Source organism: Georgenia phoenicis, assembly GCF_047302425.1.
GTDB lineage: Bacteria > Actinomycetota > Actinomycetes > Actinomycetales > Actinomycetaceae > Oceanitalea.
Window position 1 is genome coordinate 1,879,250 of sequence record NZ_CP154855.1, and the last position, 25,329, is coordinate 1,904,578.

A 25,329-nucleotide genomic window follows, 5' to 3' on the forward strand; every position below is an offset into this window, starting at 1 on the left:
GATGCCGGGCACATGCACTACACAGGGTCCAACTTACGACGACGTCGGGTTGTTCCGCCCGTCGGTTCCGATGGCCGCGTGCTGCTGCTCGGGTCGGTCGAAGGTGGCGTGCAGTCCGCCCTCCTCGACCTCACCGTGGCCGTTGCCGTGCTCGGCGTTCGCGGCGGCCAGCTCGGCCGGGGTCACCGGCTCGACGCGGTCCTCGTAGAAGAAGCGCGAGATGCGCTGGAGGCCCTTGTCCTTGCCGTAGCCCGGACGACGCACGCCGTTCTCGTCCTCGGGCGGGTCGATCTCGAGCATGCGGTCGGCCTCGTGGTGGACGAGCAGCCAGCGCTCCTCCTGCGTGAGGGGCTGGTGCACCTCCATGTACTGGCCGGTGGGCATGCGCACGATGCGGCCCGTCTCGTGGCCGTGGAGCGCGAGCTCACGGTCGCGGCGCTGCAGCGCCAGGCAGATGCGCTTCGTCAGCCAGAAGGCGAGGACCGGCGCGACGAAGAAGGCGATCCGCAGGAACCACGTGATGCCGTTGAGCGAGAGCTCGAAGTGCGTGGCGACGAGGTCGTTGGCACCGGCGACGTTGAGCACCATGAAGGCGGTAATGATCGCGACGCCGACGGCGGTGCGGGTGGGTGCGTTGCGGGGGCGGTCGAGGATGTGGTGCTCACCGCGGTCCTTGGTGACGGCGGCCTCGAGGAAGGGCCACACCGCTAGCGCCGTGAACAGGATGCCCGGCACCACGACGCCCGGGATGAGCACGTTGAGCGACAGGACGTAGCCGAAGATCGTGAACTCGGCGAAGCCCGGCATGAGTCGCAGCGCGCCCTCGAGGAAGAGCATGTACCAGTCGGGCTGGGCGCCGGCTCCCACGGGGGAGGGGTCGTAGGGTCCGTGGATCCACACCGGGTTGATCGACACGAGCGCGCCGAGCAGGGCGAGGAAGCCGAAGACGATGAAGAAGAAGCCGCCTGCCTTGGCCGCGTACACCGGCAGCACCGGGTAGCCGACGACGTTCTTCTCCGTCTTGCCGGGCCCGGGGTACTGGGTGTGCTTGTGCACGACGACCAGGATGAGGTGGACCGTCACCATCGCGATGATGAGCCCGGGCACGACGAGGATGTGGATGGTGAAGAGCCGCGGGATGATGTCCGTCCCCGGGAACTCCCCGCCGAAGAGCGCGAGCGAGACGTAGGACCCGATGATCGGGATCGCGCGGGCCACGCCGTCGGCGATGCGCAGGCCGTTGCCGGACAGCACGTCGTCGGGCAGCGAGTAGCCGGAGAAACCGGCGAGCAGCGCGAGGATGAGCAGCGTGAAGCCGACGAGCCAGTTGAGCTCACGCGGCTTGCGGAACGCACCGGTGAAGAACACGCGCAGCATGTGCGCGACGATCGAGGCCACGAACAGCAGAGCCGCCCAGTGGTGGATCTGCCGCATGAGCAGACCGCCGCGGACCTCGAAGGACAGGCGCAGCGTCGAGGCGAAGGCCTCGGACATGGCCACGCCCTGCATCGCCTCGGGGAGGGCGTCCTCGGGGTAGGTGATGTGCCCCATGCTCGGCACGAAGAACATCGTGAGGAAGAACCCCGACAGGACGAGGACGATGAAGCTGTAGAGCGCCACCTCGCCCAGCAGGAAGGACCAGTGGTCGGGGAAGACCTTGCGCGCGAACTCCTTGACGGCCTTGCCGATGCCGGTGCGCTGGTCGAGGTAGTCAGCCGCGGGGGCAGCCTTGTTGGGCTTGCGAGCCGTGGTGGTGCTCATCGGTTCTCATCCATTCGCTCGCGCTCCCAGAAGCTGGGGCCGACGGTCTCGTGGAAGTCCGAACGGGCCACGAGGTAGCCCTCGGTGTCCACCGTGATGGGCAGCTGCGGCAGCGCGCGGTTCGCCGGACCGAAGACGACCTTGGCCTCGTTCGCGAGGTCGAAGGTGCTCTGGTGGCAGGGGCACAGCAGGTGGTGCGTCTGCTGCTCGTAGAGGGCGACGGGGCAGCCCACGTGGGTGCAGACCTTGGAGTAGGCGACGATGCCGTCGTAGCTCCAGTCCCGGCGCTCGGGGGAGATGTTGAGCTCGCTGGGGTCGATGCGCGTGAGGAACACGACCGCCTTGGCCTTCTCCTCCAGGTAGTGCTCCTGGTCGCTGATGCCGTGGGGGATGACCTGGAAGGCCGAGCCGTTGGTGACGTCGGCGGCCCGGATCAGCCGGTTGTCCGGGTCGGTCGCCAGGCGACGGCCCATCGAGCCGTCGGGGAGGCGGCCACCGGTGCCCTCGGGGACGTCGCCCCAGGCGGTGTGGCGGAACTTGCGGGTGTCCCAGCTGGGGCTGAGCTCACCGACGAGCGGCACGACGAAGGGCAGCGGCGCGAGCGCTGCAGCACCGACGAGGGCGCCCTTGAGCACCGGGCGGCGGGCGATGCCGGACTCGGAGATGCCGGTCTCGATCATCTCGACGGCGGTCTCGCGCACCTCGGGCGAGGAGGCGGCGGGCTTGCGCTGCTCGGTGTACTCCTTGTTCGACATGATGGTCTTCGACCAGTGCACCGCGCCGAGGCCGATGCCGAGCATGCCGAGGCCGAGGCCGACGCCGAGCACGAGCGTGGACAGCCGCACGTCGAGGAGCGTGGTCCCCACCGGGATGAGGAAGAACCCGACGATGCCCGCGACGGACGCGAGGACCGAGACGAGCAGGAAGGCGACGACCTGGCGCTCGGCGCGCTTGGAGGCCTTCTCGTCGAGGTCGGCCATCCGCTGGGGGTGGTGCGGCAGGCCCGGGTCCTCGAAGCGCTCGGGGACGTCGGCGACCGGTGCCCCGCCCGTGGCGGGGGTCAGGTCACCAGAGGGACGATTCGTGCTCACGAGGACCGTGCTCCCATCCACACTGCAATACCGATGATGCCGCCGATGCCGACGAGCCAGACCCAGAAGCCCTCGGAGACCGGGCCGAGGTTGCCCAGCGTGATGCCGCCGGGGGAGACCTCGCGCTGCTCCATCACGTAGGCGATGACGTCACGGGCACCCTCGTCGGTGACCGAGGACTCGTTGAAGACCGGCATGGACTGGGGGCCGGTGCGCATGGCCTCCCAGATCTGGGTGGGCGTCGCGTCGTCGAGCGGAGGGGCGACCTTGCCCTCGGTCAGCGCGCCACCGGCGCCGACGGCGTTGTGGCACATCGAGCAGTTCGTGCGGAACAGCTCCATGCCGTTGGCGGCGTCACCCAGCTCGGGGTCGACCTGCTCGTCGGACGGGATGGCCGGGCCGGGGCCGAGGCTCGCGACGTAGGCGGCGAGGGCAGCGGTCTGCTCCTCGTTCATCTGCGGGTCCTTGCGCTCCGCCTGCGGCGAGTTGTTCGCCATCGGCATGCGGCCCGTGGACACCTGGAAGTGCACGGACGCGGCGCCCACGCCGACCAGCGACGGCGCGAGGTCGGTGCCCTGGGCGTCCAGGCCGTGGCAGGTCGAGCAGTTCGAGCGGAACAGCGCCTCGCCTTCCTCGATGGTGTCCTGGCTGGCGGCCTGGGCAGTGGCCGGCTCGGAGGTGACGGCGGAGTACGCCACCCCCGTGAGGATCAGGGCCAGGAGCAGCAGGACGACCGGCGCGAGCCGGTGCCTTCTGCTGGCGGCGAGTGCCTTCACGGTGATGTGTCCTTGTCTGGCGTTGCGGGTGGAACAGGGGCGGTCGCGGTGAGGTTCTAGAACATCTCGAGGAAGTAGATGATGAAGAACATCGCGACCCAGACGACGTCGACGAAGTGCCAGTAGTAGGACACGACGACAGCGCCCGTGGCCTCGTAGTGGCCGAAGCGGTTGGCGGCGAAGGAGCGGCCGAGGATGAAGAGGAAGGCGATGAGGCCGCCGAGCACGTGCAGCGCGTGGAAGCCGGTCATGATGTAGAAGACCGAGCCGTACGGGCTGGAGGACACGGTGATGCCGTGCGAGACGAGCTCGGCGTACTCGAAGGTCTGCCCGGCGACGAAGAACGCGCCCATGATGAAGGTGAGGACGAACCACTCCTCCATGCCCCAGCGGCGGACGTCGAGGAGCTTGCCGGTGCGGCGCGGCTGGAAGCGTTCGGCGGCGAACACACCCATCTGCGCGGTCACCGAGCTGGCCACGAGGACCAGGGTGATCGTCAGGGCCCAGGGGATGTTGAGCATCGAGTAGTTCTCTGGCCAGATCTCCGCCGACACCGACCGGTGGGTGAAGTACATGGCGAAGAGACCAGCGAAGAACATGAGCTCGCTGGAGAGCCACACGATGGTGCCGACCGACACTGCGTTCGGCCGGTTGACGTTCACGTGGGGGGCGCTGGGAGCAGCCGTAGTAGACGACACGCTTGCCATTATGGCCCGAAAGTAGGCGTGGGTGACCACTCCGCGGCCGTGCGATTCACCGGGCGACCCAGGACAAGGCTAGGAGTTCCGCGCCATCTCGCGCCTGAGCCCTTGGTCCTGATCCGGTCACGGTGAGACACGCCGGGCGGGCGCCTGTCCGCTTCGTGCCTTTCGTCTCCACCGCACCCGGGCGTGGCGCCGCCGCGCCGGTGTCCGCGGCCGGTGCGCGGCGCGACTAGCATGCGAGGAGGTCACCGCGTCACTCGCGGTGCGCACCGAGAGTGAAACCTGGAGGACGACGATGACGCCCGCGCAGCCCGACGCAGCCGTGACGACCGACACCGACGTCGTGGACGTGCTGCTCTACAGCGACGACGTCACGACCAGGGAGCAGGTGCGGCGCGCCGTCGGCCGCCGCGCCGCCGTCGACGTCCCCCGCATCCGCTGGACGGAGGCCGCCACGCACGAGGGTGTCGTCATGAAGGCCAAGGAGGGTGACTTCGCCCTTCTCGTGCTCGACGGCGAGGCGGCCAAGGCCGGCGGGATGGCCGTGAGCCGCGAGCTGAAGAACGAGATGTACAAGTGCCCGCCCGTCGTCATCCTCACCGCGCGCCCGCAGGACGCGTGGCTGGCCTCGTGGGCGCAGGCCGACGCGATCGTCCAGGCGCCCGTCGACCCGATCGAGATCCAGGAGGCCGTGGCCGGACTGCTGCGCTCGGGCGGTCGTCGGTGACGGTGGGCGTCGAGCCTGTCGAGCCCACCTGGGCCGACCTCATCACCTCGCTGGTTGCCGGGGAGCACCTCAGCGCGACGCAGACCGGCTGGGCGATGGACCAGGTCATGTCCGGCCTGGCGAGCCCCGTGCAGCTCGCCGGCTTCCTCGTCGCCCTGCGCGCCAAGGGGGAGACGGTCGCCGAGCTCACCGGCCTGGCCGACGTCATGCTCGAGCACTCGGTGCCGATCGACGTGCCCGACGACGTCGTCGACATCGTCGGTACGGGAGGTGACCGTGCTCGCACGGTCAACATCTCGACCATGTCGTCCCTCGTCATCGCCGGCGCGGGGGTGCCCGTCGTCAAGCACGGCAACCGGGCCTCGAGCTCGGCGAGCGGCTCCGCCGACGTCCTCGAGGCGCTCGGCGTCCGCCTGGACATGTCCGTCCACCAGGTCGAGGCAGTCTTCCGTGAGGTCGGGATCACCTTCTGCTTCGCCCAGACCTTCCACCCCTCGTTCCGGCACACCGCCGTCGCCCGCCGTGAGCTCGCCGTCGCGACGGCCTTCAACGTGCTCGGCCCGCTCACCAACCCGGCCCGGCCGCGGGCCGCGGCCATCGGCGTCGCCGACCGGCGCATCGCCCCGCTCGTCGCGGGCGTGCTCGCCCGTCGGGGGACGCGCGGGCTCGTCTTCCGCGGCGAGGACGGCCTGGACGAGCTGACGACGACGGCGCCCAGCCGGGTGTGGCACGTCGCCGACGGCGAGGTGACCGAGCAGGTCATCGACACCCGGGAGGCCTTCGGGCTCGCTCCGGCGACCCTCGCCGACCTGCGCGGCGCGGACGCCGCCTTCAACGCCGGGGTCGCCCGCGAGCTGCTCGACGGCGCCACCGGCCCCGTCCGGGACGCCGTGCTGCTCAACTCCGCGGCCGCGCTCGTCGCCCACGGGAGCCTGCCGGGCACCGGCCCGGACGCCGGCGACCTCCTCACGCGGCTGCGCGGTGCGATGGACCTCGCGGCCGCGGCGATCGACGACGGCCGGGCGCGCGGCGTGCTCGACCGGTGGGCGGCGGCCAGCGCCGCCCTCTGACGCAGCGACGGCAGCGGCCGTCCGCGAGACCATCGGCGGGTACCGCCGGTAACCGAGACGAAGGAGACCCCATGCTCACCGCCATCGTCCTCATCGACACCGACGCCTCCCGCGTCCCCGAGGTCGCCAAGGAGGTCGCCGAGCTCGAGGGCATCAGCGAGGTCTACTCGGTCACCGGCGACGTCGACCTCATCGCGCTGGCGCGGGTGCGCCGCCACGAGGACCTGGCCGACGTCGTCGCCGACCGCGTGGGCAAGGTCAAGGGCGTGACGAACACCCGCACCTACATCGCCTTCCAGGCATACTCGAAGCACGACCTCGAGTCCGCCTTCGCCATCGGCCTCGGCGACTGACGCCCTTCGCCGCGGCTAGGCCGTCGGTGGCAGCGGGTACTTCGCCGCGCCGTCGACCGGCCACGCGAGCGGCTCGTCGCCCTCGTCGTGCTGGACGAGCCGCGTGGCCGGGTGCTCGATCCACTCGGCGATGAGCTCGGTCTCCTCCGAGCCGGTGGCCCCGAGAACGGTCGACGGCGCAGGAACCTCCTCGCCCGTGGCGACGAGGGCGTCGATCGCGGGCATCGGGTCGACCCCGCGCGGGACCGCGCACGTCCCGGCGAGCCGGCCGTGGCGCACGAGGACGACCTCCCAGCCGCCGCCCTCCGTGCGGCGGGCGGCCACCAGCTGCGGGCTGCGCCACAGCGGGCGCAGACGCTGGCTGCGCCGCGCCGCGACGAGGTAGGCTCGCAGCCGGTCCCGCTCGGTGGCGGCCTCCTCGTAGCGCTGCTGCTCGGCGAGGGCCGCGATCCGGGCGCGAAGCGCCGCGACGACGGGACCGGCGCCCGCGCTGAGCCCTGCCCGTACCGAGGCGGTGACCTCGGTGTACTCCTCCGGGCTCTGCCGACCGATGCAGGGTGCGCCGCAGCGACCCATCTCCGCCAGCGCGCAGGCGCGGGCGTCGGGTGAGGGCACGACGGGCAGGCGCTGGCTGCACCGCCGCACGGTGAAGGCCTCCTCGAGGGCCTCGAGTGCCGACTGCGCCGCCGCGCGCGAGGGGAAGGGGCCGATGGCCTCGTCGCTGCGCCCGGCGGGGACGCTGCGGACGATCGACAGACGGGGGAAGGGCTCGTCGGTCAGCCGGATCCACGGTCGGCGGTGCGGCTTGCGCGAGCGCCGGTTGTAGGGCGGGTCGAGCTCGGCGATGAGCCGCAGCTCGCGGACCGCCGCCTCGAGCTCGGTGGCGCACGGGATGTGCCGGACCTCCTGGGTGAGGTCGACCATCTCCCCGATGCGCTTGCGCTTCTCCGCGGCGGTGAAGTACGAGCGCACCCGGCGGCGCAGGTTGACCGCCTTGCCGACGTAGAGCACCTCGCCGGCGGGGCCGAGGAACTGGTAGACGCCGGGGCCGGTGGGCAGGGAGTCGGCGAGGGTGGCCTTGCGCCGCCGCTTGTGAGGGACAGGGTCCCCGAGGGTGGCGAGGTCCTCCAGGTGGGTGGCGCCCAGCGGGGCGAGGCGCCCGAGGAGCCCGTGGAGGACGTCGACGGTGGCACGGGCGTCGTGCAGGGCGCGGTGGTCGGGACTCGTGGTGGCGCCGAAGAGCGCGGCGAGCGTGCCGAGCTTGTTGTTGGGTGCCTCGTCGCGGGTGACGACGCGCCGCGCCAGGGCGACGGTGTCGACGACGGCCGGGCTCGGCCAGGTCATGTCGTGGCGGGAGGCGGCAGCGCGCAGGAAGCCGACGTCGAAGCGGGCGTTGTGGGCCACGAGGACGGTGGTGGGGCCGAAGCCCGCGAACTCGAGGAAGGCCGGCAGGACCTCACCGATCCGCGGGGCTCCGACGAGCATCGCGTCGGTGATGCCGGTGAGGACGGTGATCATCGGCGGCACCGGCGAGCCGGGGTCCACGAGGGTCTGGAACTCCCCGAGGACCTCCCCGCCGCGGACCTTGACCGCGCCGATCTCGGTGATCTCGCACTGGGTGGGGGAGCCGCCGGTGGTCTCGAGGTCGACGACGACGAAGCTCACCTCGGAGAGCGGCACGCCGATCTCGTCGAAGCCGATCTGGAGCGGCGTGCCGGTGCCGGCACGGGTGGCACCCTCGAGGTCCAGCCGACCACCGGGGGCGGGAGCGAGCAGGTTCGTGGTCACGCGTCCGACCGTACGTGCGGCCACCGACAAGCCCGGGCTGCCGTGCCGGAGCCGCCGATGTCAGAGGTCCCTCATACGGTCGCGCCATGATCATCGACTGCGACTCCTGCACCGTGCGGACCATCGCCTGCGACGACTGCGTGGTCAGCTTCCTCCTCGGCCCCGGGCGCGGCCCGGTGCCCGCACCACGGGACCTCGGCGAGGACGAGCGCACCGCGCTGGCGGTCCTCGCCGACAACGGCCTTGTGCCGCCGCTGCGCCTGCGCCGGGCCGGGACGGGCTGAGCCGTGCCTCCCCCGGGAGCAGGTCCGCCGCGGCCCGCCCACGCACGAGGGCCGGTGCCCGCGCGGTCGCGGGCACCGGCCCCGGTGGTCGGAACGCGGCCGCTAGCTGCGCGCGCCCGCGGGTGCCTCGGCGTAGATGTCGTCGATGACCTGCGCGTAGTCGCGGAGCACCGCGTTGCGCCGCACCTTCATCGACGGCGTGAGGTAGCCGTTGTCGACCGTGAAGTCCTCGTCGAGGATGACGAACTTGCGGATGGACTCGGCGCGGGAGACCTTCTTGTTCGTCCGGTCGATCTCCATCTGGATGTGCTCGCGGACGACCGGGTCCTGCGTCGCCTCCTTGACGCTCATCGGCTCCTTGCCGTGGTTCTTCAGCCAGCTCGGGAGCATCTCGGCGTCGAGCGTGACGAGCATGCTGATGAAGTGGCGGCGGTCGCCGATCGCCAGGCACTGGGAGATCAGCGGGTGGGCGCGGGTGGGGTCCTCGAGCTGGCTGGGCGCCACGTTCTTGCCCCCGGCCGTCACGATGATCTCCTTCTTGCGCCCGGTGATCGTCAGGCAGCCGTCCTCGTCGAGGTGGCCGACGTCGCCGGTGTGGAACCAGCCGTCCGAGAAGGCCTCGGCGGTCGCCTCGGGGTTGTTGTGGTAGCCGCGGAACACGGCGATCCCCTTGGCGAGGATCTCGCCGTCGTCGGCGATCTTGATGCCGCATCCGGGCAGCGGGGTGCCCACGGTGCCGATCTTCACGCGCCCGGGGCGCGCGACGGCGACGGGAGCGGTGGTCTCGGTCAGGCCGTAGCCCTCGAGCACCACGAGCCCCAGGCCGCGGAAGAAGTGCCCGAGACGCTCACCGAGCGGGGCGCCGCCCGAGACCGCGTAGACGGCCTGCCCGCCGAGCACGGCGCGGATCTTCTTGAGCACGAGCGCGTCGGCGACCTTGTGGAGCGCCTTGAGCCGCACGCCGGGGCCGCCCGGCCGGTCCAGCGCCCGGGAGTAGGCGATGTTGACCTTCGCGGCCCACCGGAAGATCTTCACCTTCCCGCCGGCCGCGGCCTTCTGCTCGGCGGCGTTGTACACCTTCTCGAAGACGCGGGGGACCGAGAGGATGAACGTCGGGCGGTAGGTGCCCATGTCGGCGACGAGGTCCTTGGTGTCGGGCGTGTGGCCGAGGGGGACACCGGCGGCGATGACGAGCACCTCGACGAAACGCGCGAACACGTGGGCCAGCGGCATGAAGAGCAGCGTGCGCGCGCCCGGGTAGGCGAAGACCTCGTGGAGGTCCTCGATGGCGTTGCGGCACAGCTCGACAAAGTTCCCGTGGGTGAGCTCGGCGCCCTTGGGCCGGCCGGTGGTGCCGGAGGTGTAGATGATCGTCGCGACGTCGTCGAGGCCGACGGCGGAGTGCCGGGCGGCGAGGTCGGCGTCGCTGACGTCGCGGCCCAGCGCCACGAGCGTGTCGATGGCGCCGTCGTCGATCGTCCACACCTCACCCAGGTGCGGCAGGCCGCCGTTCTCCTCGCGGGCCTGCGCGACCGTCGCGGCGTGGGCGGGGCTCTCCACGACGGCGGCGACGCAGTCGGAGTCACCGAGGATCCAGGCGCACTGGTCGGGGGAGGACGTCTCGTAGACGGGGACGGGGACGGCACCGGCGTGCCAGATCGCGAAGTCGAGGATCGTCCACTCGAAACGGGTGCGGGACATGATCGCGACGTGGTCGCCGGGGGCGACACCGGCGGCCATGAGCCCCTTCGCCACGTTCTCGACGAGCTCGAGGACGGCGGCGGCCGTGTACTCGCGCCAGACGCCGTTCTCCTGGCGCTCGATCAGGACCTTGGTCGGGGAGGAGGTGGCCTGCGTGATGAGGAGGTCGCTCACGCTGGTCGACGATTCGGACGTCACGGCAATGGGGACATGGAACTCGTCCATACTGACTCCAGTGGCAGCGGTGGGAGGGAATGACTACCGGCTCCACGATATGGCAGAACTGGGCGTTTCGGTGCACCTCCACAGGGATGCGGCGCCGTGTCCACGACGACGACAGGAATCATCGATGACGACCATCGGTATCGACATCGGCGGCACGAAGATCGCCGCGGGTGTCGTCGACGAGAACGGCCGCGTGCTCGCGCAGACCCGCCGCGCGACGGACGCCCACGACCCCGAGGCGATCGAGAGCGCGGTCATCGCGGCCGTCGCCGAGCTGCGGTCCGGCTACGAGATCACCGGGGTCGGCGTGGCCGCCGCGGGGTTCGTCAGCCCGAACCGGGACGGCATGCTCTTCGCCCCGAACATCGCCTGGCGCGACTACCCGCTGCGGGAGCGCCTGGCGCGGGGGATCGAGGTGCCGATCGTCGTCGAGAACGACGCCAACGCCGCCGGCTGGGCGGAGTTCCGCTTCGGCGCCGGCCGCGCGGTGCGCTCCATGGTCATGCTCACCCTCGGCACCGGCCTCGGCGGCGCGATCATCCTCGACGACCGCCTCCTCCGCGGTGCCTACGGCGCGGCGGCGGAGCTCGGCCACATGCGCGTCGTCCCGCACGGCCACTACTGCGGCTGCGGGCACGAGGGCTGCTGGGAGATGTACGCCTCGGGCCGCGCGCTCACCCGCGCCGCGCGCAACGCCCTCATCACCGACGAGGACCGCGCCGGACGCCTGCGTGAGCTCGCCGCCGCCGACGGCGGGAAGACGCGCGGTCAGCACGTCACCCAGGCCGCCGCCGAGGGTGACCCCCTCTCCCGCGAGCTCGTCACCGAGCTGGGCCGCTGGGTCGGCGCGGGGATCGCCGACCTCGTCGCCGTCCTCGACCCCGAGCTCTTCGTCATCGGCGGCGGGGTCGCCGACACCGGGGACCTCGTCCTCGAGGCCGCGCGCGCGTCCTTCCGGGAGCAGCTCTCCGCCCGCGGCTACCGCCCGGAGGCGGAGATCGTCCTCGCGCAGATGGGCAGCGAGGCGGGCATCGTCGGCGCCGCTGACCTCGTCCGGCACTGAGGGGCGCCCGGCCGCTCCGGCCGGGCGACCTCGCCCCCGTCAGGGGAGCCGACGGCTCAGACGACGGCGCCGTCGTCGTAGTCGTCGGCGTCCCGGCGGGCCGGCATGCGCCACAGCAGCAGGCCCACGCCCACGGCCAGGGCCGCGACGGCGGCGAGCCAGACGATCCCGGGCGCCGAGCGCCACAGCAGCACGCACAGGAGCATCGCCGCGAGCCCGCCGAGCACCCCCGCCCACGCGAGGACGAGCACCGGCTCCGAGTGCGCCAGCGGGTCCGGGTCGGGCTCGACGAAACCGTCGACGACGTCCCGCTCGCGGTCGTCGTTGTCGGTCTCCGCGGCGGGGGAGTAGTCGCGTGGTCCCGGCGCGGGTGCCGCGGCCGGCGACGGCGGCTCCGGCTCGGGGTCGGGCTGCTCGGGCGGCAGCCGCAGCTCGCCCAGGCGCGCGGTGAGCTCGGCCCACTGGGCGTCGAGGTCGTCGTCGGGCACGTGGTCGCCGTCAGCGGCACCCCGGGTAGGACCAGCCATGGTGAGCACTCTAGAGTGCTCAGGAACGCGCGGCCCGATCCGGCGCCGCCGGCAGCAAAGGGGTAGTGAGTGTTCTACGGCTTGATGAAGGCGACGCTCGGCACGACGCTGCGCGTCTTCTACCAGCCGTGGATCCGCGGGGCGGAGAACGTGCCCGAGGACGGTGCGGCGATCCTCGCGAGCAACCACCTCGCCGTCATCGACTCCTTCTTCCTGCCGCTCATGCTGCGCCGCTCGGTGGTCTTCCTCGGCAAGCAGGACTACTTCACCGGGCGCGGGGTCAAGGGCAAGCTCGTCGCCGGCTTCATGCGCGGCGTCGGGACCATCCCGGTCGACCGCAGCGGCGGGCGCGCCAGCGAGGCCGCGCTGCGCACCGGCCTGCGCCGTCTCGAGGCGGGCGAGCTGTTCGGGATCTACCCCGAGGGCACCCGCAGCCCCGACGGCCGGCTCTACCGCGGCAAGACCGGTGTGGCGCGCCTCGCGCTCCAGTCCGGCGCGCCCGTCATCCCCGTCGCGATGATCGGCACGAACATCGCCCAGCCCATCGGCACCCGCATCCCGCGGCTGCGGCCGATCGGCATCGTCATCGGCAAGCCGCTCGACTTCAGCCGCTACGCCGGCCTGGAGGAGGACCGCTTCGTCCTGCGCTCGGTGACCGACGAGATCATGTACGAGATCATGCGGCTGTCCGGCCAGGAGTACGTCGACGCCTACGCCGCCTCCGTCAAGGCACGGGCCGCGTCCGGCAAGACACCCGCCGCCACCCCGCAGCCGGCCGGGCCCGTCGCCCCCGGCGGGCGCCGCCTCCCCGGCACCGGGGTCCCCGAGCCCACCGAGCAGGAGCTCGCCGAGGGCAAGGAGCTCCTCGAGGCCGCCGCCCAGGAGGAGGAGCACGCGGCCGGGGACGGCACGGACGGGACGGGCGAGCCGCCGTCGTCGTCCTCGTCCATCAGGTAGGAGGACCCAGGCGCGGGCGGCCGACGGACCTACACTGGGTTCGCGCGCGAGCACTCCCTGCTCGCCGGCCGCTGCCCGGCGGCCGCCGTTCGACGAAAGGTTGCCGATGTCCGTCCGCCGTGTCGCCCTGCTCACCGCAGGTGGCTTCGCCCCCTGCCTGTCCTCCGCGGTCGGAGGTCTGATCGAGCGCTACACCGAGGTGGCGCCGGACGTGGAGATCATCGCCTACCAGTACGGCTACCACGGCCTGCTGACGGGCAACAAGGTCGTCATCGACGACGAGGCCCGCGCCAAGGCCAGCGTGCTGCACGACTTCGGCGGCAGCCCGATCGGCAACAGTCGCGTCAAGCTGACCAACGCGAAGAACCTCGTCGAGCGCGGTCTCGTCAAGGAGGGCGACGACCCGCTCAAGGTCGCGGCCGAGCAGCTGCGCGCCGACGGCGTCGACGTCCTCCACACCATCGGTGGCGACGACACGAACACGACCGCCGCCGACCTCGCCGCCTACCTCGAGGACAACGGCTACCACATGGCCGTCGTCGGCCTGCCGAAGACGATCGACAACGACATCATCCCGATCCGCCAGTCCCTCGGCGCCCACACCGCCGCCGAGCAGGCCAGCCGCTTCGCGCAGAACATCATCGGCGAGCACCGCTCCAACCCGCGGATGCTCATCGTCCACGAGGTCATGGGCCGCCACTGCGGCTGGCTCACCGCCGCCGCCGCCCGCGACTACCACCAGTGGGTCGCCGAGCGTCCCGAGTGGAACCCGAGCGCCGGGCTGAGCAAGGAGCGCTGGGACGTCCACGCCGTCTTCCTGCCCGAGATGAAGCTCGACCTCGAGGGCGAGGCGCAGCGCCTGCGCGGCGTCATGGACGAGCTCGGCAACGTCAACATCTTCCTCTCCGAGGGTGCCGGCGTGCCGGAGATCATCGCCGAGCTCGAGGCCAAGGGCGAGGAGGTCCAGCGCGACCCCTTCGGCCACGTCAAGCTCGACACCATCAACCCGGGCCAGTGGTTCGCCAAGCAGTTCGCCGAGCTCATCGGCGCCGAGAAGGTCATGGTCCAGAAGTCGGGCTACTTCTCCCGCTCCGCCGCCGCCAACGCGACGGACATCGCGCTCATCAAGGAGATGGTCGACCTCGCCGTCGACAGCGCCTTCAAGGACGTCTCCGGCGTCGTCGGCCACGACGAGGAGAACGGTGACGAGCTGACGACGATCGCCTTCCCGCGCATCGCCGGCGGCAAGGCCTTCGACATCACCCAGCCGTGGTTCACCGAGCTCATGGCGAGCATCGGGCAGGACGTCTCCCCGGCGGAGAACGCCTCCCACTGACGTGGCGGACGCCGCCGGTCCCACCGTTTCCCACGGTGCGGACCGGCGGCGTTCCACGTTCCGGACCTCCCGTATCCTGGCGCACGTGAGTATCGAGGCAGATCCCGCGGTCCTCCGCGGGCTGGACACCTGGCGCGACCTTCCGGCATCCCAGCAGCCCCAGTGGCGCAGCACCGAGGAGCTGCGGGCCGTCACCGACGAGCTCGCCGCCTCCCCGCCGCTCGTCTTCGCCGGCGAGGCGGACCAGCTGCGTGAGCAGCTGGCCAAGGCCTCCCGCGGCGAGGCCTTCCTGCTGCAGGGCGGGGACTGCGCCGAGACCTTCGCGGAGTCGACGGCGGACAACATCCGCAACAAGATCCGCACCATCCTCCAGATGGCCGTCGTCCTCACCTACGGCGCGAGCCTGCCCATCATCAAGATGGGGCGGATGGCCGGCCAGTACGCCAAGCCGCGCAGCAACACGATGGAGACGCGCGACGGCGTCGAGCTGCCCGCCTACCGGGGCGACGCCGTCAACGGGCACGCCTTCACGGCGGAGTCCCGGGTACCCGACCCGAACCGCCTGCTGTCCGCGTACCACCGCTCCGCGACGACCCTCAACCTCATCCGCGCCTTCACCGGCGGCGGCTTCGCCGACCTGCGGCGCGTCCACGAGTGGAACCGCGGCTTCACCTCCAACCCGGCCTACAAGCGCTACGAGCAGCTGGCCGCCGAGATCGACCGCGCGGTGCGCTTCATGGCCGCCGCGGGCGCCGACTTCGATGCCCTGCGCACCGTGGACTTCTACTCCAGCCACGAGGCGCTGCTCCTCGACTACGAGCGGGCGATGACCCGCATCGACTCGCGCACCGGGCAGCCGTACAACACGTCCGCGCACTTCCTGTGGATCGGGGAGCGCACCCGCGAGCTCGACGGCGCGCACGTCGACCTGCTCTCCCGGGTGCACAACCCGATCGGCGTCAAGCTCGGTCCGACGACCACTCCCGAGACGGCCCTCGCGCTGCAGGAGAAGCTCAACCCCGAGGGCACGCCCGGGCGCCTCACCTTCATCACCCGCATGGGCGCCGAGCGCATCCGCGACGTGCTGCCCGGCCTGCTGTCCGCGGTGTCGGCCGAGGGCAGCCCCGTCACCTGGGTGTGCGACCCCATGCACGGCAACACCTTCGCCTCGCCCAGCGGGTACAAGACGCGCCGCTTCGACACGGTCCTCGACGAGGTGCGCGGCTTCTTCGAGGCGCACCAGGCGGCGGGCACCGTCCCCGGCGGCCTGCACGTGGAGCTCACCGGCGACGACGTCACCGAGGTGCTCGGTGGCGGCGAGGAGATCGACGAGGGGGCGCTCAGCCGCCGCTACGAGACCCTCGTCGACCCGCGCCTCAACCACCAGCAGTCCCTGGAGATGGCCTTCGCCGTCGCGGAGATGCTCCGCGGGAGCTGAGCGGACGGGACCGGGGGGAGCGCATGAGCACGGCAGGGGCGATCGAGGTGCCGCCCGAGCGGAGCCTCCCACCGGGCCAGCACCTCGTGGCCGAGGCACCGGTCATGCACTACGGGCCGGTGCCCAGGCCCCGCCCCGAGCGCTGGGACTTCGCGGTGGGCGGGCTCACCCGCGACAACGAGGAGCGGCGCTTCTCCCTCGAGGAGATCCTCGCGCTGCCCGCCGTCGACGTGCTCGGTGACCTCCACTGCTCCTCGCGGTGGAGCACCCTGGACGAGCGGTGGTCGGGGGTGGCCGCGCGCGCCGTCGTCGAGGCGGTGCCGCCGGCCGACGGGGTCGAGGACGTCCTCGTCTTCGCCGAGTTCGGCTACAGCGCGACGATCCGCGTCGACGACCTCATGTCTGCGCGGGCGGTGCTGGCCACCCACCACGACGGCGAGCCCCTCACCCAGGAGCGCGGCGCCCCGCTGCGGCTGGTCATCCCGCACCTGTACTCGTGGAAGGGCCCCAAGTGGGTGCGCGGGTGGCACTACACCGCGGCTCCCGAGCGCGGCTTCTGGGAGCAGCGCGGCTACCACCTGCGCGGCGACGCCTGGCGCGAGGAGCGCTACTCCTACCAGGAGTGACCCCCACCCCTCGCGCCGAGAGTGCACTTACCGCCGACAGTGCAGTTACCGCCGACAGCGCACTTATCGCCGAGAGTGCACTTACCGCCTGGAGCGCACTCACCGAACGCGACACCGAGTCGCTCGCTCGCGGCTCGGTGTCGCCGAATGCCACTCGCGGAGGAGGTCCAGACCGATGTGGCTGAGCCAGCTGGGCCAGCTGTTGATCATGCATGTGCCGGAGGCGAGCAGGACGGAGGCGGCGGGCACGAAGACCTGGCCGAGGCGCATGGCCCTCACGCCATGCACGCTCGCTGCGCATGAGTGGCTCCAGGCGAACACGAGGAAGTTCCTCCGCACCCTGCCGATGGCCGGGAGGAGCGCCGCGAGAGCCAGGACAACGCCGAAGAAGAACGAAGAACCAGCTGTCGACCACCCCCGCCCCCCGTCAGCATGACCGGGAGCGTCGACCAGCCCCCGCCCCCACACGCCGAGAGCCGGACTCCTCCACGGAGGAATCCGGCTCTCGGCGGCAAGTGCACTGTCGGCGGTAAGTGTGCTGCCGGCGCTAAGTGTGCTCTCGGCGAGGGAAAAGCTGGGGTCAGTCGGTCACCACTCGCGGGTGGCGGGGATGAGGGTGCCGGGGTTGAGGTTGCGGCCCGGGTCGATGCCCTCGAGGAGCGCGACCTGGACGTCGACGCCGGCGGGGGAGATGTCCTGCTCCAGCCAGTGCGCGTGGTCGGTGCCCACGCCGTGGTGGTGGGAGATCGTGCCGCCGTGGTCGACGAAGGACTGCTGGATCGCCTTCTTGACCACCCAGTACTGGCGCAGCTGCTCCTCCATGTCCGAGGAGGTCGGCACGAAGGCGAAGGTGAAGTACAGGCAGGCGCCGGAGTGGTAGCTGTGCGACAGGTGGCACATGATGTAGCCGCGCACGCCCAGGGAGTCGAAGGCGTCCCGCGCGGCGCGCATCGTCAGGTGGTAGACCTCCATGAGCCGCGACCACGGCATGGCCGTCTCCGAGACGTCGGCGAGGGCGCCGATGTCGAGGAGGAAGTCACGGATGTAGGGGGTGTCGAACTTCTTCTGGTCGTACAGCGCGCCCGGGCCCTTGCCGAGCTTGACGCCGCCGTGCTCACGCACGATCTTGCCGACCGTCGCCTTGTCGGCCTTGACGCGGGCGCTGCCGCCCTCGTAGCCGACGTAGCTGAGGCAGGCCTTGTCGAGGTCCCAGCCGCGCTTCTCGAGGAAGCCGAAGAGCCCGTCCTGGACGGCCTTCTTCGCGCCCTTCGACGCCTTCTGCGTCGACAGCGAGAAGGCCGTCTCGTTGCCGTCGGACACGCGGGTGACCGAGGGGTGGGCGTCGGACACGGAGATCGCGTGCATCGCCTGGACGGCGCTGCCCCAGTTGGGGAAGAGGTAGGCGATGATCTCGCGGTTCTCGGGCAGGCGGTGGACGTGGACCCAGGCCTCGGTGATGACGCCGAGACGCCCCTCGGAGCCGAGGATCATCTCCCGGACGCTGGGCCCGGAGGAGGTGCTGGGCAGCGGGCGCAGCGCGACGACCTTGCCCGGCAGCACGACGCGCATGCCGCGCGTGATGTCGGCGATGTCGCCGTACTTGTCGGACTGCATGCCCGAGGAGCGGGTGGCGATCCACCCGCCGAGCGTCGAGTGCTTGAAGCTGTCGGGCTGGTGGCCCATGGTCCACCCGCGGGCGGTCAGCTGCTCCTCGAGGTCCGGGCCGAGCACACCGGCCTGGACGCGGGCAAGTCCGGCGTCCTCGTCGATGTCGAGGACGCGGTTGAGCCGTCCGAGGTCGAGGGACACGACGGGGCGCGTCTCCTCGGCGGGCGGGGTGAGCGAGCCGGAGATGTTCGAGCCACCGCCGAAGGGGATGAGGACGGCGTCAGCCTCGACGACGGCGTCGACGACGGCGCGCACCTCCTCCTCCGTGCCCGGGTAGACGACGACGTCGGGAACGCGCGGCAGGTGGCCGGCGCGGATCCGGACGAGGTCGACCAGGCCCTTGCCGTAGGTGTGGACGACGCGGTCGAGGTCGGCGGTGACGACGTGCTCCTCACCGAGCGCGGAGCGCAGCTCGCCGGCGAGGTCCTCGGGCAGCCGGCTCGCGGGGACGTCGATGTCCTCGAAGCTCGGCGGTGGTGTTCCCGGCGCCGACAGGTCGATCCCGATCCTGTCCATGACGAAGGCCGCCATCTTGGGCTTGTCCCGGTAGTTGAAGGCGATGCCCTCCACTCCCCAGCCCCACCACTTCTGGTGCGTCACTCCCGTCACGAAGCCTCCTCCTGGGACCGGCCCTCCGGCCCGCCCCTCCTCGAGTCGCCGACGACGTACGGCGTCTGCATGGTCATCATGGTGCTGATGTGCTGGGCGATGCGGTCGCTGAACTCGCGCGCCGGCTCCCCGGGACGGGGCCGCATCGGTCGGCCGACGAGCACCCGCACGCGCGGGCGGCCGGGGACGGGCCAGAAGCGGCCCACCGGCATCGCCTCGTGGGTGCCGAGGAGCGCGACTGGGACGCACGGGACGCCCGAGGTCGCGCAGAGCACCGCCGCGCCCGGCTTGAAGGGGCGCATGACGCCGTCGCGGGAGCGGGTGCCCTCGGGGAAGAGCAGGATCGGCAGGCCGCTCGTGATGAGCCGCTGCGACATGCCCTTGCTCTTCCCGCGCCCCCCGGTGCGCTCGATCGGGTAGGTGTTGAAGAAGAGCGAGGTGAGCGCCTTGACCCACCAGCGGGAGTAGAAGTAGTCGGCGGCGGCGCCGACGGTCAGCCGCTTGGTGAGTCGGTAGGGCAGCTGCGAGACGAGGACGCCGGTGTCCAGGTGGCTGCAGTGGTTGGCGACGAGGACGAAGGGGCCGCGGAGCGAGTCGACGTTGTCGGTGCCCTCGACCGTCGTCGTCGTGACGGCGGAGACGACGGGCCGCAGGACGAGGCGCTGCGCGACGAAGCGCATGGCCCGGTGCCAGCGGGAGTGGTACCTGCCCAGGCTGGGGGCCTTCTCGTCGCTGCGGCTGTCCGCCGGCTCCTTGGTCACGACCGTCCCCCCTGGATCAGTGCGGTGGCGCGCCGCACGAGCGGCCGCGGTGCGTGGGCGGCGAGGAAGGCGATGACCCGGAAGCGCCGCGAGGGCACCGAGCGCACCCGCCCGCGCTCGACGTCCGCCAGCGCGTCGGCCACGACGCGGTCGGCCTCCAGCCACAGGAAGGAGGGGATCGCGCTCGTGCGGATCTTCGCCCGCTCGTGGAACTCGGTGCGCACCCAGCCGGGCACCAGCGCGGTGGCCTGGACCCCGGTGCCGGCGAGCTCGAGGGACAGCGACTCGGAGTACGTCGCGACCCACGACTTGATCGCCGAGTAGGCGCCCATGGGCACGAGCCCGGCCACCGAGGCGACGTTGACGATGACGCCGTGCCCGCGGCCGACCATGGCCCGCCCCGCGGCGTTGCCCAGGACGAGGACGGCGCGAACCATGACGTCCAGCGACCGGTCGACCTCGCCGAGGTCCTCGGCCAGGAGCGGCACGTGGACCCCGTGCCCGGCGTTGTTGACGAGGACGTCGACGGGCGAGTCGGCGTCGAGGAGCCGGGCCGCGACGGCGTCGACGTCGTCGCGGGACGCGAGGTCGGCCACGAGCGTCTCCACCTCGACACCGTAGCGCCAGCGCAGCTGGTCGGCGGTCTTGTCCAGCCGCTCCCGGTTGCGGGCGACGAGGACGAGCGCCAGGCCGCGGGCCGCGAGGGCCCGGGCGAACTCGAGGCCCAGCCCGGACGTGCCGCCGGTGACGAGGGCGCGCCCCCGCAGGACGGAGGACTCCGCGGGCGCCGACAGGGGGCGCCGGGAACTGGTCGTCATCGCTGGACGCCCTCCTTGAGGCTGCGCAGGACGGGGGCGACCCGGCCCTCGACCGTCGTCGTCCACGAGAGGACGGGCCAGCGCTGGGCCCGTGCGTAACGGTAGAGCTGCGCGTCGGGGTTGACCACACGGGGGTTGCCGACGACCTCGAGCCACGGCCGGTCGGCGTAGCTGTCGCCGTAGGCGTAGGACGCGGACAGGTCCAGGCCCTCCTCGCGGGCGTAGCGGGTGAGCCAGGTCGCCCGCGACTCACCGACGAGCGGGGAGGTGAGGAGGTGGCCGGTCCAGCGGCCGTCGTCGTCCTTCTCCATCTGGCCGGCGACGACGACGTCGAAGAGCGGGGCGAGCGGCTCGACGAAGACGTCGATCTCCCCGGTGACGAGGACGGTGCGGTGGCCGGCGGCGCGGTGCGCGCGGATCTGCGCGACGGCCTCGGTGAGGACGTCGCGGCGCAGGGAGTCCTGGACCCGCTCGGCGATCGCGGCGCGCAGCTCGGCCTCGTGGGTGCCGGCGTAGCGGCGCATGAACGTGCGGATGAAGTCGCCGCGGTCGCGCATCTCCGCCTGGAGGTAGCGCGGCCCGAGGGCCACGAGGTTGGCCAGGGCCTTGGGCCAGCCGGCCGGGGGACGGGTGGCGAGCTCGACCCACAGGTACTGCTCGACGAGGGTCGCGGCGATGACGGTGCGCTGGAGGTCGAAGACGGCGACGACGTCGCTGCGCTGGGGCAGCTCGCTCTCGCGAGGGGTGCCGGCCTTGGGGCGGTCCCCGCGCATGAGGCCCGGGACGCCGGGGATGTGGACGTCCTGGAGGTAGTGGCGCCAGTCGATCTCGGTGACGTCGAAGCCGTGCTCCTCCTGCCGCTCGGGCGGGAGGGAGGCGTGCAGCGCCCGGGTGCGGGCGTCGTCGAAGATGACCTCGATCTGCGTGTACGGCTGGTACAGCGCGGTGAACTTGCGCAGCGTGTTGATGTCGCGGCGCGCCTTGTAGAGCGTCGACATCCACCCGCGGGTCAGGTCCCGGGCGGGCAGGCGCCCGACGGCGCGGTCCGCGATCTCCACCGCCCTCTCCCGGCGGCGCACCGCGCGCTCGACGGCGCCGCGGTGGGGGAAGGACCACGAGGGCACCGAGACGTGGGAGCCGCTGGAGTCCTTGAGCGGGTTCGCGGAGAAGTACTCGCGCACGTACTCGTAGAGCTTGCCGAAGCGCAGCGGGTTCGTGATCCCCGAGGAGACCTGGTAGTAGCTCCCCTCGCCCGGCTCCGGCGGCGCGGCGGCCGCGGCGAGGATCGCGTTGACGACGAAGTCGACGGGGATGACGTCGAGGACGGTGTCGGCGAGGGCCGGGAACTCGGGGAGCATGCCGCGGCCGTAGGCGGCGATGAGCGGGTCGGCGACCTTGAAGCCGTCGATCCAGCCGGGGTAGGGGTGGCGGAAGGAGGACTCGATGATCGTGGGACGCACGACCGACAGGCGGTGGCCCCCGCCCTGCCACAGGTCCTCGGCGACGCGCTCGCCCATCGCCTTGGTGAAGGTGTAGACGTCCGGCCAGCCCAGGGACTCAGCGCGGGTGCGGGCGTGGGTGACGAGCTCGGCGCGCACCCAGGCGGCGCGGGCGGCCTCGGCGGCCTGGGAGACGGCGCGCGGCCCGGCGCGGCGGTGGTCGACCTCGGCCTGCCGGAGCAGGGGGTCGAGGACCTCGGGACGGCGCGAGGCCTCCTCGGCCGCCTCGCGGGCGGCGAGGGCGGAGCGCAGCTCGGTGCGGTAGTCGACCTCGTGGTCGAGGCTGCGCTCCTCGGCCACACCCTTGCGCAGCCCGGCGACGTAGCTCGTCGAGACGTGGACGACGTGCGGGTCGGTGCCCGTGGCGAGGAGCTGCTCGTAGAGGTTGACCGGCCCGGCGACGTTGGCGGCGAAGGCCTCGTCGACCGGCAGGTCGAAGGAGACGCTCGAGGCGGAGTGGACGACGACGTCGAGGTCGCCCGGCAGCTCGGGGACGTCCTCGAGGTCACCCGGGATGACGGTGACCCGCTCGGTGAAGGCGGCGAGGGCGTTCTCCTCCCCGACCGAGTCGCGCCAGCTGCGGAAGACCGGCTTGCGCAGCAGCTTCTCGGCCCGCCGCTGGGCGGACAGGTCCCCGCGGGGACGGACGAGGATGCTGATGCGCGTCGTCGGGTAGGCGGAGAGCAGCTTCTCGACGACGGCCTGGCCGACGAAGCCGGTGGCGCCCGTGACGAGGACGTGCGCGTGCTCCAACGGTGAGTGCATTTGCCGAACTCTATAGCCGGGAGGCCCGTCTCCAGAACTACGTCCGGCCGCGCGCCGCACGAGCGCCACCCCCGTCAGGCGTCCCGCAGCTCGTACCGCGGCAGGCCCAGCGCCCTGATCCGCGCGTCGAGCCGCGCGACCTCCTCCTGCCAGGCGCGCAGGTCCGCGGCGGCGTGCGCGGCCGCGAACTCCTCGCGGGTCCCCTCGGTGCGTACGACCTGCAGGGCGAAGGACCGCGCACCCGCGTCACGCACCCGCCGCGCGATCTCGACGGCGTCCCGCGCGGCCGGCGAGCCGGGCGCCACCGTCGTCCGCACCTCGTGGTCGACGCCGGAGGCGACGAGCAGCTCGAGGCACTCCCACGCGAGGTGGCCCGCCCGCGGGCGCCGCACGACGTCGTCGTAGTCCTCGGGGAGCGCTTTGACGTCCAGGCCGACCCAGTCGACGTCGTCGAGCACCGCCGCGAGACGGCGGGGGTAGGGCCCGGCGGTGTGCAGCCCCACGGCCAGGCCCAGCGCCCGCACCTCCCGCACGGCGGGCAGGAGGGCCGCCTGCCGGGTGGCCTCCCCACCGGAGAGGACGACGGCGTCGAGGAGGCGCCGTCGTCGGCGGAGGAAGGCGAGCACGTCCCGCCAGGGCAGCGCCCCGGGGGTGCGCGGGGGAATGAGCGCGGGGTTGTGGCAGTAGGAGCAGTCCCAGGGGCAGCCCTGGCAGAACACGGTCGCGGCGAGCCGCCCGGGCCAGTCGACGGTCGACAGCGGCGTCATCCCGGCGACCTGGAGGTCGTCGGCCCGCACGGCCGGCCGGCTCGCCGCGACGGTGCTCACGGCGCGGCGACGGGGGAGGAGACCGCGACCTGCTCGGTGAACATCTCCCGCTCGGCGTACTCGCCCTTCTTGCCGATGTTGAAGGAGCTCACCGGGCGGAAGTAGCCCATGACCCGCGTCCACACCTCGCAGGCGACCGGCTCCTCGCGCTCGACGGCGCAGCGCGGGCAGGTGTGGTGCTCACCGGAGAGGTAGCCGTGGTTCGGGCACACCGAGAAGGTGGGGGTGATGGTGATGTAGGGCAGGCGGAAGTTCTCCAGCGCCCGCCGCACGAGCTGCTTGCAGACCTGCGCGGAGGAGATCCGCTCGCTCATGTACAGGTGGAGCACGGTGCCGCCGGTGTACTTGGACTGGAGCTCCTCCTGCCGCTCGAGGGCCTCGAAGGGGTCGTCGGTGAAGCCGACCGGCAGCTGGGAGGAGTTCGTGTAGTACGGGTTGGTGTCGGTGCCGGCCTGGAGGATGCCGGGGAAGCGCCGGCGGTCCTCCTTGGCGAAGCGGTAGGTCGTGCCCTCCGCCGGGGTGGCCTCGAGGTTGTACAGGTGCCCGGTGGCCTCCTGGTACTCGACCATCCGGTCGCGGACGTGGTCGAGGACCCGGGCGCACATCGCGTGGCCGCGCGGGTCGGTGAGGTCGTACTCGCCGAGGGTGAAGTTGCGGACCATCTCGTTCATGCCGTTGACACCGATGGTGGAGAAGTGGTTGTCCAGGGTCCCGAGGTAGCGCCGGGTCCAGGGGAACAGGCCGCCGTCGATGTGCTCCTGGATGACGACGCGCTTGAGCTCGAGGGTGTCGCGGGCGATGTCCATGAGCTCGTCGAGCCGGGCCACCAGGCCCTCCTCGTCGTGGGCGTACAGGTAGCCGAGGCGGGCCATGTTGACGGTGACGACGCCGAGCGAGCCGGTCTGCTCCGCGGAGCCGAACAGGCCGTTGCCGCGCTTGAGGAGCTCACGCAGGTCGAGCTGCAGGCGGCAGCACATCGAGCGGATCATGCCCGGGTCGAGGTCGGAGCTGATGAAGTTCTGGAAGTAGGGCAGGCCGTACTTCGCGGTCATCGCGAAGAGCCGCTCGGTGTTCTCCGCGTCCCAGTCGAAGTCCTTGGTGATGTTGTAGGTGGGGATCGGGAAGGTGAAGACCTGCCCGTTCGCGTCGCCCTCGGTCATCACCTCCATGTACGCGCGGTTGACGAGGTCCATCTCGTGCTGGAGGTCGCCGTAGGTGAAGTCGCAGGGCTCCCCGCCGATGAGCGGCACCTGCTCGCGCAGGTCCGCCGGGCAGGTCCAGTCGAAGGTGAGGTTGGTGAACGGGGTCTGGGTGCCCCAGCGGGAGGGGACGTTGAGGTTGTAGACGAGCTCCTGCATGCACTGCTTGACCTGGTCGTAGGTCATCGCGTCGAGGCGCACGAAGGGGGCCATGTAGGTGTCGAAGGAGCTGAAGGCCTGGGCGCCGGCCCACTCGTTCTGCAGGGTGCCGAGGAAGTTGACGATCTGCCCGACGGCGGAGGAGAAGTGGCGGGCCGGCGCGGCGGAGATCGCGCCCGGGACGCCGTTGAAGCCCTCCTCGAGCAGCCGCCGCAGGGACCAGCCGGCGCAGTAGCCGGCGAGCATGTCGAGGTCGTGGATGTGGAGGTCGCCCTCGCGGTGGGCGCGGCCCGCCTCGGGGGCGTAGACGCGGTCGAGCCAGTAGTTGGCCACGACCTTCCCCGAGGTGTTGAGCATGAGCCCGCCGAGCGAGTAGCCCTGGTTGGCGTTGGCGTTGACCCGCCAGTCGCTGCGGTCGAGGTACTCCTCGACGGTGGTGACGGGGTCGACGTGGGTCGGACGGTCCTGTGACACGGGTTGCTCCCTGGTCGTGCGGTCTGCGGCACGCTCGACGCTAGGGGCCCGGCTAAGGGCGGAAACACAAGGTGTGGTGGTGTGTCGCGCCGTCGACCACTACATGTGGTGGTCAAAACGGAC

General features: G+C 71.7%; 22 protein-coding genes. 9 read left to right on the forward strand and 13 right to left on the reverse strand.

The window, feature by feature from the left end; translation table 11 throughout:
• Positions 1-33: 33 nt before the first annotated feature.
• Genes AA0005_RS08885 through AA0005_RS08900 form a run of 4 tightly spaced genes read right to left on the reverse strand, consistent with a single transcriptional unit; the run spans position 34 to position 4,335 of the window.
• Positions 34-1,761, reverse strand: coding sequence for a cytochrome b (locus AA0005_RS08885; protein ID WP_413449818.1), 1,728 nt, complete (start codon positions 1,759-1,761; stop codon positions 34-36).
• Entirely contained in the window at positions 1,758-2,852 is a 1,095-nt protein-coding gene (locus AA0005_RS08890; protein ID WP_413449819.1) for a Rieske 2Fe-2S domain-containing protein, read from the reverse strand. The genes AA0005_RS08885 and AA0005_RS08890 overlap by 4 nt, the downstream gene beginning before the upstream one ends.
• Entirely contained in the window at positions 2,849-3,628 is a 780-nt protein-coding gene (locus AA0005_RS08895; protein ID WP_413449820.1) for a c-type cytochrome, read from the reverse strand. The genes AA0005_RS08890 and AA0005_RS08895 overlap by 4 nt, the downstream gene beginning before the upstream one ends.
• A gap of 56 nt (positions 3,629-3,684) precedes the next feature.
• Positions 3,685-4,335, reverse strand: coding sequence for a heme-copper oxidase subunit III (locus AA0005_RS08900; RefSeq protein WP_413449821.1), 651 nt, complete (start codon positions 4,333-4,335; stop codon positions 3,685-3,687).
• Positions 4,336-4,627: 292 nt separating this feature from the next.
• Here AA0005_RS08900 and AA0005_RS08905 point away from each other — a divergent pair, with 292 nt between their 5' ends.
• The 3 genes from AA0005_RS08905 to AA0005_RS08915 all read left to right on the forward strand — a co-directional run bounded on the left by AA0005_RS08905 (position 4,628) and on the right by AA0005_RS08915 (position 6,482).
• Entirely contained in the window at positions 4,628-5,059 is a 432-nt protein-coding gene (locus AA0005_RS08905; RefSeq protein ID WP_413449822.1) for a hypothetical protein, read from the forward strand.
• Positions 5,056-6,129, forward strand: coding sequence for an anthranilate phosphoribosyltransferase (gene trpD, locus AA0005_RS08910; protein ID WP_413449823.1), 1,074 nt, complete (start codon positions 5,056-5,058; stop codon positions 6,127-6,129). The genes AA0005_RS08905 and trpD overlap by 4 nt, the downstream gene beginning before the upstream one ends.
• A 71-nt stretch (positions 6,130-6,200) precedes the next feature.
• Positions 6,201-6,482, forward strand: coding sequence for an Lrp/AsnC family transcriptional regulator (locus tag AA0005_RS08915; RefSeq protein WP_413449824.1), 282 nt, complete (start codon positions 6,201-6,203; stop codon positions 6,480-6,482).
• A gap of 15 nt (positions 6,483-6,497) precedes the next feature.
• Here AA0005_RS08915 and AA0005_RS08920 read toward each other — a convergent pair whose 3' ends face one another.
• Positions 6,498-8,270, reverse strand: coding sequence for a DEDD exonuclease domain-containing protein (locus AA0005_RS08920; protein WP_413449825.1), 1,773 nt, complete (start codon positions 8,268-8,270; stop codon positions 6,498-6,500).
• An 86-nt stretch (positions 8,271-8,356) separates the two neighbouring features.
• Here AA0005_RS08920 and AA0005_RS08925 point away from each other — a divergent pair, with 86 nt between their 5' ends.
• A complete protein-coding gene (locus tag AA0005_RS08925) occupies positions 8,357-8,554 on the forward strand; it encodes a hypothetical protein (RefSeq protein WP_413449826.1) in 198 nt (65 codons plus the stop codon).
• A gap of 102 nt (positions 8,555-8,656) precedes the next feature.
• Here the strand turns inward: AA0005_RS08925 and AA0005_RS08930 are convergent, their stop codons facing one another.
• On the reverse strand, positions 8,657-10,480 hold the full coding sequence (locus tag AA0005_RS08930) for an AMP-dependent synthetase/ligase (RefSeq protein WP_413449827.1): 1,824 nt from the start codon (positions 10,478-10,480) through the stop codon (positions 8,657-8,659).
• Positions 10,481-10,604: 124 nt separating this feature from the next.
• On the opposite strand from AA0005_RS08930, the gene AA0005_RS08935 reads away from it, so the two are divergent.
• On the forward strand, positions 10,605-11,543 hold the full coding sequence (locus tag AA0005_RS08935) for an ROK family glucokinase (protein ID WP_413449828.1): 939 nt from the start codon (positions 10,605-10,607) through the stop codon (positions 11,541-11,543).
• Positions 11,544-11,599: 56 nt separating this feature from the next.
• Here the strand turns inward: AA0005_RS08935 and AA0005_RS08940 are convergent, their stop codons facing one another.
• A complete protein-coding gene (locus tag AA0005_RS08940) occupies positions 11,600-12,070 on the reverse strand; it encodes a hypothetical protein (RefSeq protein ID WP_413449829.1) in 471 nt (156 codons plus the stop codon).
• A gap of 69 nt (positions 12,071-12,139) precedes the next feature.
• Between AA0005_RS08940 and AA0005_RS08945 the strand changes: the two genes are divergently transcribed.
• The 4 genes from AA0005_RS08945 to AA0005_RS08960 all read left to right on the forward strand — a co-directional run bounded on the left by AA0005_RS08945 (position 12,140) and on the right by AA0005_RS08960 (position 16,427).
• Positions 12,140-13,027, forward strand: a complete 888-nt coding sequence (locus tag AA0005_RS08945; protein ID WP_413449830.1) for a lysophospholipid acyltransferase family protein — start codon at positions 12,140-12,142, stop codon at positions 13,025-13,027.
• 106 nt (positions 13,028-13,133) lie between these two features.
• The gene (locus tag AA0005_RS08950) at positions 13,134-14,363 is read left to right on the forward strand and encodes a pyrophosphate--fructose-6-phosphate 1-phosphotransferase (RefSeq protein ID WP_413449831.1); all 1,230 of its coding nucleotides are present in this window, start codon (positions 13,134-13,136) and stop codon (positions 14,361-14,363) included.
• A gap of 85 nt (positions 14,364-14,448) precedes the next feature.
• Entirely contained in the window at positions 14,449-15,801 is a 1,353-nt protein-coding gene (locus AA0005_RS08955) for a class II 3-deoxy-7-phosphoheptulonate synthase (protein ID WP_413449832.1), read from the forward strand.
• A 23-nt stretch (positions 15,802-15,824) separates the two neighbouring features.
• Positions 15,825-16,427 (forward strand): molybdopterin-dependent oxidoreductase, encoded by a 603-nt coding sequence (locus tag AA0005_RS08960; RefSeq protein WP_413449833.1) that lies wholly within the window; start codon positions 15,825-15,827, stop codon positions 16,425-16,427.
• 588 nt (positions 16,428-17,015) lie between these two features.
• Here AA0005_RS08960 and AA0005_RS08965 read toward each other — a convergent pair.
• From AA0005_RS08965 to AA0005_RS08990, 6 genes are all read right to left on the reverse strand, one after another.
• A complete protein-coding gene (locus AA0005_RS08965) occupies positions 17,016-18,704 on the reverse strand; it encodes an FAD-binding oxidoreductase (protein WP_413449834.1) in 1,689 nt (562 codons plus the stop codon).
• Entirely contained in the window at positions 18,701-19,465 is a 765-nt protein-coding gene (locus tag AA0005_RS08970; RefSeq protein WP_413449835.1) for a lysophospholipid acyltransferase family protein, read from the reverse strand. The genes AA0005_RS08965 and AA0005_RS08970 overlap by 4 nt, the downstream gene beginning before the upstream one ends.
• On the reverse strand, positions 19,462-20,283 hold the full coding sequence (locus AA0005_RS08975) for an SDR family NAD(P)-dependent oxidoreductase (protein ID WP_413449836.1): 822 nt from the start codon (positions 20,281-20,283) through the stop codon (positions 19,462-19,464). The genes AA0005_RS08970 and AA0005_RS08975 overlap by 4 nt, the downstream gene beginning before the upstream one ends.
• Positions 20,280-22,547, reverse strand: coding sequence for an HAD-IB family hydrolase (locus tag AA0005_RS08980; RefSeq protein ID WP_413449837.1), 2,268 nt, complete (start codon positions 22,545-22,547; stop codon positions 20,280-20,282). Before AA0005_RS08980 ends, AA0005_RS08975 begins: the two co-directional genes overlap by 4 nt.
• Positions 22,548-22,621: 74 nt before the next feature.
• Positions 22,622-23,374, reverse strand: a complete 753-nt coding sequence (locus AA0005_RS08985; protein ID WP_413449838.1) for an anaerobic ribonucleoside-triphosphate reductase activating protein — start codon at positions 23,372-23,374, stop codon at positions 22,622-22,624.
• Positions 23,371-25,206: a ribonucleoside triphosphate reductase gene (locus tag AA0005_RS08990; protein ID WP_413449839.1), complete on the reverse strand. Its 1,836-nt coding sequence runs from the start codon at positions 25,204-25,206 to the stop codon at positions 23,371-23,373. Before AA0005_RS08990 ends, AA0005_RS08985 begins: the two co-directional genes overlap by 4 nt.
• Between the last annotated feature and the right edge of the window lie 123 nt (positions 25,207-25,329).